The sequence below is a fragment of the Anaplasma capra genome (assembly GCF_025628805.1).
Taxonomy (GTDB): domain Bacteria; phylum Pseudomonadota; class Alphaproteobacteria; order Rickettsiales; family Anaplasmataceae; genus Anaplasma; species Anaplasma capra.
On record NZ_JAOTBG010000006.1, the window covers coordinates 32,223 to 44,561 of the forward strand.

Sequence of the window (12,339 nt, forward strand, 5' to 3'; positions counted from 1 at the left end):
CTATCGTTGGTATATAGGTTTCTCCTACTGCTTTGCGTGTCATAGATGAAAAAGAAGCATGAACACCATATACTCTCCCAGAGTCCATGGCCCATACTATTGTCCCTGTGTTCGTTCTTCTCTGCGCTGGGGGCTGTAAAGGTAATACATCAAGATCAATATGGGATTATTATTCTCCCAATTGGGGTATCTCTTACTGTGTTAGTACTGTGTTGTTGGTGGGGTGATGTCATTCTTGAAGCAATAAGGGATAAGTGCTTCACTAATGTAGTGAAGCATGGTCTCAGGATTGGGCTTGCCATCATGATACTCTCTGAGACTATGTTTTTTTTTGCTTTTTTTTGGTCCTTTTTTAAAGCATGGCTTTTTCCTATATATAATTTAGTCGATTTTTCTAATAAGATAGCAACTTCATGGCCTCCAGAAGGGATAAATACTGTTAACCCATGGTCAATTCCGTTTTTTAATACTATAACCCTACTTCTCTCCGGAAGTACATTAACTTGGTCTCATCACTTCCTTCTTAAGGATGATATAAAATCCTCTTCTAGGATGTTAATGTACACCATACTACTAGGGACAACTTTTCTATTATTTCAGTTTATAGAGTATACACATCTCGATTTTAAGTTCATGGAGATTGGTGGAAAGTCTATATATTCATCGAACTTTTATATGACAACTGGTTTCCATGGAATACATGTACTACTTGGAGTAATTTTCTTAATTGTGTGCTTTATAAGGATGAAAAAAGGGCAAATTTCTAGTGAATGCCATATAGGGTTTGAGTGTGCAGCTTGGTATTGGCACTTTATTGATGTTGTTTGGTTATTCCTATTTATTTTTTTATATGTTCTTAGCTCGTAATTTTTTATATTAATGTGATTGTGCTCGGTATAGATCCCGGCCTTGAGTTCACTGGTTGGAGTGTTGTTTCTAGTTTAGGGATTGATTCCATATGTCTTCTCGATAGTGGGGTGATCTCCACACGTGAGGTTTGTAAGGAAAACGAAAAAATATATAAAATATACAACTCACTTCTTTCTATTCTTAATTCGTATCAAGTTGAAGAGGCTTCAATTGAAAAGGTGTTTATAAATTCAAATCCGAAGTCTTCTATTTCCTTATGTTATGCGAGGGCAGCCTCTACAATTTCTATTATGTCTAGAGGTGTTAAGATATTCGAATATTCATCAACTATGATCAAGAAGTGTATTACTGGAAATGGTATGGCACCTAAAAATCAGGTTTCCTTTATGGTAAGGAATTCACTTAAAATTCCCCAAGAGATAAAGATTATCCACCACTCATCTGACGCGATGGCAGCTGCTCTGTGTCATATATATAACAGTAGAGTTGCTAAGATTTACAATTATTAGAATAACTTACTCTCTACCCCGTTTTTTATCCGAATTATATTCTCTTTATGCTTCCATATTATGACTATAGAGGTTATTAGGTATACTATTGAGGGTATAATATCCTCAATAATTAAGCAGTGAGAGCATGATATTAAAATTGCTAATATCGAAGATAATGAGGAGTATCGGTATATTACAAAAAAAACTACCCATGTTGCTATAAATAGGTAAAACATTTCTGTATTTAAAACCATAATTACCCCAATAGTTGAAGCTATTCCCTTACCTCCCTTAAATCTAAACCATACCGGAAATATATGACCAAAAACCGATATAAATCCTATGAGGTAGGTAATCTCTTTTGTAAAACCATTTACCTTTAAAAATAGAGTAACTAATGCAGATTTAGCTATATCAAGCGATAGGGCTAGAATTGAGATTTTTTTATTAATTCTAAAGACGTTTGTAGATCCACTATTCCCTGATCCAACCTTCTTAATATCAACTTTTAAAAAAAACTTTCCTAATATCCACGAGAAAGGTACCGAACCAATGAAGTACGAAGTTAATATTATTAAGACTATCGATATATCACCCATAAGTAAATTAACTTCGTTATTAAATGGTGATATAGTATACATCTTAGGAGGGGTTTATCCATGGAAAATACACTATGTTTGAGGAGATTATACGCTCCGCTATAGTGGAGGACCTTGGTGATTGTGGGGATATTACTACAAACTGTATTTTTAATAAGGAGAAGATAAGGTTTTCAATAAACTCAAGGGAGTCAATGGTTGTCTCAGGTATTGTTGTTGTCAAAGAAATATTTGAGATGTTTGGTAGTGGAATAGAATTTAGACTACTAGAGTTTGATGGTAATGAAATTCCTCCTGGTACAAGTGTTGTTAATGGTTTTGGTCCAGCTTCAAAGATTTTATCCATAGAAAGGGTGTTGCTTAATTTTCTACAGAGGGCTTCTTCCATTTCCTCTATTACCAGGGAGTTTATCTCTAAAGTTTATGGAACTAAAACAAAAATTAGAAGTACTAGGAAAACTTCTCCATGCCTTCGTGAATTTGATTTATACGCAGTGAGTGTTGGAGGAGGTGAAAGTTATAGAAAGGGGTTGTATGACGGAATAATGGTGAAGGATAACCATATAGCTGGTTGTGGTAGTATCACTGAGTGTGTCTCTAGGATTAGAAAAAATCTAGGAGAGGTTTTTATTACTATAGAGTGTGAAAGTATAATCCAGGTAGAGGAATCTCTTAAGAATAAAGTTGACTTGATTATGTTAGATAATATGAGTCTTTCAGATATTATAGAGTCCGTGAGGTTAATTGGAAAATCATCAATGATTGAGGTTTCTGGTGGAGTTAACATCGATAACGTTCAAGAGATAGCAAAAACTGGCGTAGATTACATCTCTATAGGGGGTATCACCAACTCTTTTTCATCTAAAGATATAGGAATGGATATCTCTTGAATTAATTTTTATACCTACTAGCTATTAGAGTTTATATCATTCCATAGATCTTTGATCTTTTTAAAGAAACCTTGATATTTCGGGCTACAGTTTACGTTAGATTCTTCTTCGAATTTTTTAAGTAGCTCTATCTGCTTCTTTGTGAGTTTTATAGGGGTCTCAACAGTGATATGAACGTACATATCCCCTCTTTTATCCTTAGAGTTTACCTCAGGCATTCCCTTCCCTCTCATCATAAGCTTATCGCCGCTTTGAGTTCCGTCAGGAATCTTTAATCTAGCCCAAGAACCATCTATAGAAGGTATCTCTATATCACCTCCAAGAGTTGCGGTTGTCATCTTTATAGGGACGCTACAATGTAAATCAGAAGACTTTCTAGTGAAGAATTTATGATCCTTTACCCTAACGTACACATATAAATCTCCATCCTTAGCACCCCTAAATCCTGCTTCTCCCTTTCCGTTAACTCTAACCTTATTTCCTGTTTCTATACCCTTTGGCACAGTTACGAGTAAGCTTATCTCACTTCTTACTCTACCATTCCCACCACATTTCCTACACTTATTCTTTATTACCTCTCCTTCTCCGTTACATATGTGGCAAACCTCCTCTATAGTTAAAAACCCTTTACGAGTTCTTATACTTCCCACCCCATTACAATTTCCACACTTTACAGAACTAACTGCACCCTCGCTCCCACTTCCTGAGCAAGAAGAACACTTTACATTTGTTGCATAGCTAATTGGAACTTTAATCCCCTTAAATACGTCTTCTAAAGATACTTCAATATCATATCTTAGATCTGATCCACGTAGGTGCTCACGACTAGCCTGCCTTGTACTTCTCCCAAAACCTCCACCAAAGAAGTCTTGAAATATATCAGAGAAGTCAGTAGAAAAACCACTAGTGAAATCAAATCCTCGATCTCCAGCCCCTCCTGGAGTAAACGCATTACTCCCATAACGATCGTAAACAGCCCTTTTATCCGGGTTACTTAGTACCTCGTACGCTTCACTTACCTTCTTGAATTTTTCCTCTGCTTTCTTGTCACCAGGGTTCTTGTCTGGATGGTACTTAAAAACCATCTTCCTGTATGACTTTTTAATTTCCTCTTCACTAGCGTTTCTGTTTAACTCCAGTATTTCATAGTAGTCTTCGCTACCCATCTTTGATCTTTATAAAAATTTTTCAATTAGCTTAGTTATCTATGTATTAGAACATAAAAATTCAAGGGTAAACACTAGGAATCCCTAGGTATTTTACTAAAGTCCAACATCATATGGTATATATTTATAGAAAACGCCAATAATCCGATTCTATTGCGATATAACTCCTTATTTTTATAATCACAAACCCGTACACCATCCATAAAACTACTCACAGAAGCACTAAACCTAAACAATGATTCCATAACCTCAACAAAGTTGTTCTCTTTAATAAGGCCACCTAATAACTTTTTATAATCCTTTACTTGGTTGTATAGAGAAACCTCAGAGTCTTCTACAAATAACTTAGGACTACATTTAGCGTTAGAGATATCGCTTATATTTTCTTTAGAAACTATATTATAGGCTCTTCTATATGAGGTTAGCGTTTCCTTTCCTTTATCTGTTTTTAAGAAACTACAAACTACCTCAACCTTATTCTTAACTAATGAAACATCATGTATACTCCCTACAACAGCATCTATTACCTCTTTATCAAGGCCACCGTCTCTTAGAATGACTTTTAACCTTTCGTAACAAAAGGAAAGAACTATTGAGGTAATTATATCTTTATCTACGCGTAGAAAAAAGTTTTCGTCTTTATTTTTTCTAGCTCCACAAGAGTATAAGGAAACGGCTTTGGAGACTATTAGATCAAGTGGTATACATATGTTATTCTCTAAGATAACTCTTAGGAGTGAGATAGCTGTTCTTCTTAAAGCAAATGGGTCACGAGATCCTGATATTTTTTCTATGGCCATGAGACCTACTAGGCTATCTACTTTATCAGAAATTGAAACAGCTATTCCAGTTGGGGAACTCGGGCAGGGATCCTTTGGATTCACTGGAAGATAATGCTCCTCTATCGCTAAGCAAACTTCCTCAGATTCTCCATGATAGCTTGCGTAGTATCTACCAATTTTTCCTTGGAGCTCTGGAAATTCTTTTACTATTAGGGTTGCTAGATCGGCTTTGGAAACCATCGAAGCTCGTTCAGCACTCAACATTGAAGATCTTGGTATCCAAATAGAACAGTACTTTGCTAGAGCTGACATTCTCTCTACTTTATCTAATAGAGTCCCTAAACCGCTCTTAAAGACTATTATTGAAAGAAGTTCAATATAGTGGTCTATACTATACTCCTTATCCTTTTTTATAAGGAATAACGCATCAGAGAGCCTAGCTCTTAAGACCGTTTCATGGGTTTTTACAGCCCTATTATTGACAACACTAGCCACTGAAGCAAACTTTACTATTTTTCCGCTTTGGCTTTTTATTGCTAAATACCTCTGGTGACGAGTTAGTACACAAGAAACCACTTCTCCTGGTATTTCTTGTAAATCTCCTCTAACTTCCCCGATGAGTATTTTTGGATACTCTAAGTTACTAACTAAATCCCGCAATACCTGGTCACTTAGGTCGTATTTAAGATCAGTTCCAGAAATTACTTCATCCAGCTGTTTAATGATAAAGTTTTCTCTTTCTTCTTCATCAGCTATGACCATATTCTTGGACAAGAAACCAAGATAATCATCTATAGTGGTAACAGTGTGGCTATTTCTTGAAAATCTCAGATTTCCATATGTTAGGTTGTTTGCTTGAACTCCAGCGACTGATACGGGTAAAACTTTGTCGTTTACAACGCATAATACATTAATAACGGGGCGTACCCAATGTTCAACTCCACTTCCCCACCTCATACGCTTGTGTAAGGGGAAGTTGTTAATCATGTCTTGTATAACTTCAGTTACTTCACTACTGATATCCAGTGTTCCATTGGTGGTGGAACTATAGTAGAATTTCTCACCAGAAATTTCCCTTACTTCGAGTTCTTCAATACTATTCTTTTTTACCTTTTTAAGAAATCCGTTTATGGATTTTTCATCTGAAGATACTTTTGGTCCCTTAACTTCCTTAGTACCACCAACTCCCTCTAAAGTAATATTGTGTGCAATGAATATTATTCTATGAGGGGTAGTAAGTGTTTTTGCTGTATCGTATTTTATTCCCTTAGCTGAGAATCCCTTACTAATCCTTGGAAGGATGTATTCCGATGCCGTCTCAGTGGTTTTAATAGGAAGTTGCTCACAAAGAACTTCGAAAACTAAATCTGAGGACATATCAAGCCACTCTGTATAGTTTTATATAAGAGTCACAACACATGTTTGCCATTTTTCTAACCCTAAGTATATAAGAAGCCCGCTCGTTTACTCCTACAACACCTCTTGACTCTAGGAGGTTAAGTACATGGCTTGCTTGAATACAAAAGTCGTACCCTGCTATAGGTAGGTTTTTTTCAACCATGGTTGCACACATCCTCTCGCTATTCTCAAACCTAGATATCAAAAAATCTACGTCATAATATTCGAAGGAGAGGGTTGAAAACTCTCTTTCTCTATCAAGGAATATTTCACCGTACTTTATTCCTGTCTCATCCCACTTGAGATCATATACGTTATCTACTTCCTGAAGCACCATGGCAATTCTCTCAATTCCATATGCTATCTCCCCAGGGATGGTTTGGCATTCAATTCCCCCAACTTGTTGCATATAAGTGAATTGTGTAATCTCCATACCATTACAGGACACTTCCCATCCAAAGCCAAATGCCCCAATACTGGGATTCTCCCAATCGTCCTCTATAAACCTCACATCAAAATCGTTTTTTGAGAGACCTATAGCTTCAAGACTTAGCAGATAGTCGTCTAGAAGCGTGCTTCTAGAAGGTTGAATAATAACCTGGTACTGATGATGTTGGTAAAGCCTATTAGGGTTTTTTCCATATCTACCGTCTGATGGCCTAATAACTGGTTGTACGTAGGCAACCATATTGTCTTTTCCTGAAAGAATAGAGATCGAGGTTGCAGGATGTAGTGTTCCAGCACCCAGCTCAGAAGTATATGGATGCATAAGTATACAACCATAAGCTTTCCAGTAATCGTCAAGCTTTCTGATTATGTCCTGAAAATTCACGATATCTAGTGATAATCACCTATGATGGTGCTCATGATGATATGAAAAGGCCTCTTTAACAAGAAATTTTATTTTCGAATGCGCTCTTTTTCCCAGCCTTTGGTTTCCGCGTTTTTTATTGCATTTTCACTATTTTTTATTACCCTGTGCTATGGTCGTCCGATTGGGATGTAGCCAAGCGGTAAGGCAACGGTTTTTGGTACCGTCATTCGGAGGTTCGATCCCTCCCATCCCAGCTTCTTTTCATTAGTTTTTAGTGGGTAGTGCATGTCTATTCTGAGATTCATGATGCTTTCCTACATGATATGCAACTTTGAAAAGATAATCACGCGGTTATTCTTTCTAATTATATATATATATATATCCTCAGTCTCTATTGTGGCACTACATGACGGATTACCTGGGTTTCTTAAATATAAGGAGCCAGTAGTTCTTTATGTTCGTATGTATTCCATAGCAAAGTGGTATTACCACAATAGAGATATGTTGTCCTTCGGAATGGGATTCAAAATATTTTTAGTATTAGGAAGTACTTTTATACTCCAATATTCGATTTGGAATATTAATTGGAAGATAGTACCGATTATGGTACTACGTTTCTTCAAGAGATGTATTTTTAGTATTAGATATGGGAAGTCGGCACTAAGAGGGGCCGTGGTAAGGATTAATGTAAATGGATTTGATAATATTAGAAATAAGATAATAGACGAGATTGATGACGGTCTTCAGGATATCTGGGGCACGATTTTAATATCTCGAAAGCAAAAAACAACCGAAGAAGATCTAACATCACTCAAAAAATCTCTCTTGATTAAGATAAGTTACCAGATCGATGAATTTATACATAACGCACTAAAATCCATTGAGAAGTAGGAGGTTATTGGTTGCATATGATACTCATTCCCATTGCGTGAGTGATAAGCCTTTTCTTTATACTTGGGAGCATTTCTATTATAGACATACCAAAACCCCTTACTGTCTTGATTGCAGTTGACTTGTTAGAAAAAATGGAATTTATACCAAAAGTTGCTAGGGACATAAGATAATTGTCGAGTAGCCTCCGGTTTTCTATCTCTTTTGAGATAAAGCGCTGGCCAATATCTGACCCAAGTTTATAATACTTGCTTAGTACCTCAACTACTATTGCCACGTCTCTAATACCAACATTTAGCCCTTGCCCAGCTACTGGGTGTATAGAGTGAAATGCGTCGCCAACAAGGATGGAGCGCTCCGCATACTGTCTTTTTGCGATCACCATTGAGACTGGAAATCCTAATATTTTTCCATTGATTTTTATACATCCTGTATGTTCACCACATTTTTTATATAATTCACTTTCAAATTCATCTATAGGAAGTTGTAATATCATTTTTGCTGTTTCACACTTTTCGGTCCACACTATTGATGAATCATATCCCCCGTACATGGGGAGAATTGCAAATGGGCCACTACTGAAAAAATGCTCGATTGCTATATTTCTGTGAGGTCTCTCATGCTTAATATTGCATGTAATACAGCGCTGATGATATTCGTGTACGAAAGTTTCAATTGATTGTAGCTGCCTAAACTTAGAGTTTTTTCCTTCAGCGCAGATGGCCAGTCTACTAATAACCTTTTTTCCGCCTGACAGCGAAATCTCGATAAAACCACTGTCAACATCTACTGAACTATAGGAAGTAGAAGTAAGTAGATTAATTTCCTTTGTATTTTTCTTCAGTATGGAAAGTATTTCCTTTCCTGTGATAGTATAACCCATAGGTTCATTACCAACCAACTTATGGCTATAACGAATGGAAGGGCTTCCATTTCCATCAAAGATGAGAATATCTTCCAGAGGACAGTAATTTCCGTTTTTCTCCCATACTCCGAAACACTCAAAAATTTCTTTAGACTTTCTAGAGATTGAGAAAACTCTATGTTCAAGGTTGTTTAATATCTCCCCTTTTTGCTCAATGATAGCCGTTTTTATCCCATGTTTTGTGAGCCCAATTCCTGTGAGGACACCATTAACTCCCCCACCTAGAATTACTACATCGCAGTAGTGGACCATAGAGCCACCTAGTATTCAGATATCTGGTGTGCCCGAAGGGACTCGAACCCCTGACCCGCAGCTTAGAAGGCTGCTGCTCTTGTCCAACTGAGCTACGGACACCCAAGAGGGAAAAAGGCTTACACATTTAGTTTATTAAGTCAATTCAATATATCATAGAGGGCGCTTTGGGATTAAGCCTTATATACATTTGTGTGTTATTGGGCTTTTGTGTATCATTATGGGGTTTTTCTTAATTAATTCACTGTGTTTCATCTAGGTAACGTGGGTAGGGATTACTTCCTTACTAGTGAGTCTGTATCTAGAGGTCACCCAGACAAAGTGGCTGATAGAATTTCAGATGAGGTGTTAGATCACTTTCTTACACAGAACCCCTACGCGCACGTTGCGGTAGAAACTTTAGTCACAAGAGACAACGTGGTAGTGGTAGGGGAAGTTTGTGGAGTCAGCGTTAATCCCAGTGATATTGATTCCGTGGTACGCAGCACTGTTAGAGATATAGGATACTCAATTCCGGGGTTTCACTGGAATAGTATAAATGTTTTAGTGCTAATACATGAACAATCTCCAGATATAATACTTGGTGTGAATACTGGGAGAGGAAAAACAGGAGCGGGAGACCAGGGGGTAATGTATGGATATGCGATTGATGAAACAGATTCTCTCATACCGGCGCCGATTTTTTATTCACATCTTGTATTAAAAAATATTGCATCAGCTATCGATACAGGAAAGATATCAGGGTTAGGCCCAGATGCGAAAACTGAAATAACCCTTTTGTACGTAGATGGCAGGCCGGTAAAAGTGCTCAGAGCGGTGCTGTCTATTCAGCATGATGAGGGGATGACTCAGCAAGATGTGAGACAATTAGTCTACCCATATTTTGTGGCTGCAATTCCAAGGGGGTGGATGTGTAAGGATGAAGACTTCCTAGTCAATCCAACAGGTAGGTTTGTCATTGGAGGCCCAGTTGGCGACTCTGGTATGACTGGAAGAAAGATAATGGTAGATACCTATGGGGGGCATATACCTCATGGGGGAGGGGCATTTTCTGGTAAAGATCCAAGTAAGGTTGATAGGTCCGCCGCATACATGGCGAGATATCTAGCCAAGAATGTAGTGTATGCTGGGTTGGCAACGGAATGCCTTGTTCAGATGTCTTATGCTATAGGTGTTCCTGACCCACTTACTTTTAGCGTCAACACTTTAGGAACCGGAACCATTCCCGATGAACAAATAGAGAAGTATTTAACGGAAAACATAGATCTCTCTGTCAGTGGTATATGTGAGCATCTATCTCTGTTCAAGCAGATCTATAGCCCAACATCATACTACGGGCACTTTGGTCGCAGTCCTGGTGATAGCTTTTCCTGGGAGAGATTAGACCTCTCTTTGAATATGGCAAGAGTTTTCGGGCTAAGATGCGTGGAATGCGTTTAAGATCTACTACAGCCACCATACTCGATTTTATAAATCTGTTTTTCAATCGGTGGTATAGGTCTGTAGATAAACATCTGCTACTTTCTTTTTTTGTCGTATCGATTATTAGTCTTACACTCATTTCTTCTGCAGGACCGGTTATAGAAAGCAGGGTAATGCTCCCAAAGGACTATTTCCTACTGCGACATCTTACCTACCTCTTTATATCACTATGCACCTTGGTGGCATATTCAATGATGAATGAAAGGCTCATTGTCCTGTCATCGTTCTTTTTTATGTCAGTATGTATCGTTCTTTTGGGATATATAGCATTTTGGGGAGTGGGGGTTAAGGGCGCGAAGAGATGGTTCTTCCTTTTTGGTTTGTCTATACAGCCATCTGAATTTGCAAAGACGCTTTTCTCAGTAGTCAATGCTTGGATTTTATGTAAAATTGGAGGCATAACGCGGTATTTTGTCTCTACAACCCTTTATATTGGATTGGTATCACTGTTCCTACTACAGCCAGATCTCAGTATGTCTATTATGTTATCTCTGGTTTGGAGTAGTCAGCTGTTTGTATATGGTATATCGTACCTCTCTATCCTCGTAATTACAGTAGCTTTTCTTTCTGGGTTGCTCACATGTCTGTTCTTCTTTCCCTATACAAGGGAGAGAGTTATGGCTTTTTTTGATCCCGCAAACCATGATCACTTTCAGATCGGAAATTCTATAAAGTCGTTCAAAGCCGGGAAAATAGTTGGGGTAGGCCCAGGTGAAGGAGTAGTAAAACTCCTGCTTCCAGATTGCCATACCGACTTCATATTCTCCGTTGCCGCAGAGGAGTTTGGTTTTGTAATGTGTATGCTGATTTTATGTGTCTTAGGATACATTGCAGCGAGAGCCTGGCTTTTCGCCTATCGGGAGAGTAACATGTTCAAGTTAGTATCTGTTGCTGGTCTATTCTTTCAATTCTCATCCCAGTTTATGATTAACATTGGAGTGACGCTAAATCTACTACCAACAACAGGTGTAGCACTCCCGTTTCTCAGCTACGGTGGATCCTCACTCATTGCTACTAGTATCATGCAAGGTATGCTTATGGCATTTTACAGGATGAGGCACCTAGGACATAGAATAAGGCTCGATATTTGAACTACTGGGGTGACTTAGCTCCTGCTTTCCCTGACAAGCTTGGTCATGCCCTCAACCATCTTTTGTATTCCGATATGCACCTTATAGAGCCTGTCATCACGCATGTATGCAGAGCAAGAGAAAATCCTGTTTTTTTCATCTGTAACATAATCGTCAGTGGGGCATGCTACGTGCTCTCCTCCACATCTAGATATTATGCCATCGGTGTCATCTCCTAGTGTAACCTGTACTCTTACCAGCTCACTAAGAGCTGAAGCCACAATGGCAGGAGCTATACACACTGCACCTATGGCCTTTTTTGCGAGGTAGAACCCCTGAATCAGAGACTTGACACCCCCTAACACTTCAACGGGTCCGTTCTGGGAGACCAAGTTGGAAAAGTTCTTGGCTACGCCGAAGCCTCCTGGAATTACCAACATATCGAATTCAGATGTTTGTACTTCCCTGATGTCAATTACATCCCCCCGTGCAATCCTCGCAGATTCTTCCAGAATGTTTCTAGTTTCTGAACCTACCTGAGATTTTGAAATGTGGTTCACCACATCCTGCTGTGGGGAGTTTGGTGCGCAGCAAAGGAACTTAACATTCAATCTATCCAATTCCAACAGCACGAGCACCGACTCGCGTATCTCCGAGCCATCCATGTGACCACACCCGGACAAAAGCACCATGCAGTTCACAGCTTTCT

12 protein-coding genes and 2 tRNA genes are annotated in these 12,339 nt (G+C 38.4%); 7 read left to right on the top strand and 7 right to left on the bottom strand.

The window, feature by feature from the left end; all coding sequences use genetic code 11:
* Nucleotides 1-45 precede the first annotated feature (45 nt).
* Together OC187_RS01860 and ruvC are read left to right on the top strand one after the other, a co-directional pair.
* Nucleotides 46-867 (top strand): cytochrome c oxidase subunit 3, encoded by an 822-nt coding sequence (locus tag OC187_RS01860; RefSeq protein ID WP_263008532.1) that lies wholly within the window; start codon nucleotides 46-48, stop codon nucleotides 865-867.
* A 20-nt stretch (nucleotides 868-887) separates the two neighbouring features.
* Nucleotides 888-1,379 carry a crossover junction endodeoxyribonuclease RuvC gene (ruvC, locus tag OC187_RS01865; protein WP_262997562.1) on the top strand — a complete coding sequence of 164 codons (492 nt, stop codon included), beginning with the start codon at nucleotides 888-890 and terminating at the stop codon, nucleotides 1,377-1,379.
* Here the strand turns inward: ruvC and plsY are convergent.
* The gene (gene plsY / locus OC187_RS01870) at nucleotides 1,376-1,960 is read right to left on the bottom strand and encodes a glycerol-3-phosphate 1-O-acyltransferase PlsY (protein WP_263008533.1); all 585 of its coding nucleotides are present in this window, start codon (nucleotides 1,958-1,960) and stop codon (nucleotides 1,376-1,378) included. The two genes, ruvC and plsY, sit on opposite strands and share 4 nt — an antisense overlap.
* Nucleotides 1,961-2,034: 74 nt before the next feature.
* On the opposite strand from plsY, the gene nadC reads away from it, so the two are divergent.
* On the top strand, nucleotides 2,035-2,850 hold the full coding sequence (gene nadC, locus OC187_RS01875; protein ID WP_263008534.1) for a carboxylating nicotinate-nucleotide diphosphorylase: 816 nt from the start codon (nucleotides 2,035-2,037) through the stop codon (nucleotides 2,848-2,850).
* A 17-nt stretch (nucleotides 2,851-2,867) separates the two neighbouring features.
* Here nadC and dnaJ read toward each other — a convergent pair whose 3' ends face one another.
* From dnaJ to OC187_RS01890, 3 genes are all read right to left on the bottom strand, one after another.
* Nucleotides 2,868-4,016: a molecular chaperone DnaJ gene (gene dnaJ, locus OC187_RS01880; protein WP_262997559.1), complete on the bottom strand. Its 1,149-nt coding sequence runs from the start codon at nucleotides 4,014-4,016 to the stop codon at nucleotides 2,868-2,870.
* 74 nt (nucleotides 4,017-4,090) lie between these two features.
* A complete protein-coding gene (gene glyS, locus OC187_RS01885) occupies nucleotides 4,091-6,175 on the bottom strand; it encodes a glycine--tRNA ligase subunit beta (protein WP_263008535.1) in 2,085 nt (694 codons plus the stop codon).
* A gap of 1 nt (nucleotide 6,176) precedes the next feature.
* Nucleotides 6,177-7,028 (bottom strand): glycine--tRNA ligase subunit alpha, encoded by an 852-nt coding sequence (locus OC187_RS01890; protein WP_262997557.1) that lies wholly within the window; start codon nucleotides 7,026-7,028, stop codon nucleotides 6,177-6,179.
* A 164-nt stretch (nucleotides 7,029-7,192) separates the two neighbouring features.
* Here OC187_RS01890 and OC187_RS01895 point away from each other — a divergent pair.
* Nucleotides 7,193-7,264: transfer RNA gene (locus OC187_RS01895), tRNA-Gln, on the top strand.
* Nucleotides 7,265-7,295: 31 nt separating this feature from the next.
* Complete coding sequence (locus OC187_RS01900; RefSeq protein WP_262997556.1) at nucleotides 7,296-7,901, top strand: hypothetical protein; 606 nt, start codon at nucleotides 7,296-7,298, stop codon at nucleotides 7,899-7,901.
* Between the two features lie 4 nt (nucleotides 7,902-7,905).
* Here the strand turns inward: OC187_RS01900 and OC187_RS01905 are convergent, their stop codons facing one another.
* Nucleotides 7,906-9,078, bottom strand: coding sequence for an FAD-dependent monooxygenase (locus OC187_RS01905; protein ID WP_263008536.1), 1,173 nt, complete (start codon nucleotides 9,076-9,078; stop codon nucleotides 7,906-7,908).
* A gap of 24 nt (nucleotides 9,079-9,102) precedes the next feature.
* A tRNA-Arg gene (locus tag OC187_RS01910) sits at nucleotides 9,103-9,180 on the bottom strand.
* Nucleotides 9,181-9,324: 144 nt separating this feature from the next.
* Between OC187_RS01910 and metK the strand changes: the two genes are divergently transcribed.
* Entirely contained in the window at nucleotides 9,325-10,518 is a 1,194-nt protein-coding gene (metK, locus tag OC187_RS01915) for a methionine adenosyltransferase (protein ID WP_263008537.1), read from the top strand.
* On the top strand, nucleotides 10,509-11,651 hold the full coding sequence (locus OC187_RS01920) for an FtsW/RodA/SpoVE family cell cycle protein (RefSeq protein ID WP_262997553.1): 1,143 nt from the start codon (nucleotides 10,509-10,511) through the stop codon (nucleotides 11,649-11,651). The genes metK and OC187_RS01920 overlap by 10 nt, the downstream gene beginning before the upstream one ends.
* Nucleotides 11,652-11,665: 14 nt before the next feature.
* Here the strand turns inward: OC187_RS01920 and elbB are convergent, their stop codons facing one another.
* Complete coding sequence (gene elbB / locus OC187_RS01925) at nucleotides 11,666-12,331, bottom strand: isoprenoid biosynthesis glyoxalase ElbB (RefSeq protein WP_262997599.1); 666 nt, start codon at nucleotides 12,329-12,331, stop codon at nucleotides 11,666-11,668.
* Nucleotides 12,332-12,339 lie beyond the last annotated feature (8 nt).

Bases quoted from the DNA above. Each gene is read 5' to 3' on its own strand.
- OC187_RS01860 (WP_263008532.1), top strand. From the start codon at position 46: ATGAAAAAGAAGCATGAACACCATATACTCTCCCAGAGTCCATGGCCC.
- plsY (WP_263008533.1), bottom strand. From the start codon at position 1,960: ATGGGTGATATATCGATAGTCTTAATAATATTAACTTCGTACTTCATT.
- nadC (WP_263008534.1), top strand. From the start codon at position 2,035: ATGTTTGAGGAGATTATACGCTCCGCTATAGTGGAGGACCTTGGTGAT.
- dnaJ (WP_262997559.1), bottom strand. From the start codon at position 4,016: ATGGGTAGCGAAGACTACTATGAAATACTGGAGTTAAACAGAAACGCT.
- glyS (WP_263008535.1), bottom strand. From the start codon at position 6,175: ATGTCCTCAGATTTAGTTTTCGAAGTTCTTTGTGAGCAACTTCCTATT.
- OC187_RS01900 (WP_262997556.1), top strand. From the start codon at position 7,296: ATGTCTATTCTGAGATTCATGATGCTTTCCTACATGATATGCAACTTT.
- OC187_RS01905 (WP_263008536.1), bottom strand. From the start codon at position 9,078: ATGGTCCACTACTGCGATGTAGTAATTCTAGGTGGGGGAGTTAATGGT.
- OC187_RS01920 (WP_262997553.1), top strand. From the start codon at position 10,509: ATGCGTTTAAGATCTACTACAGCCACCATACTCGATTTTATAAATCTG.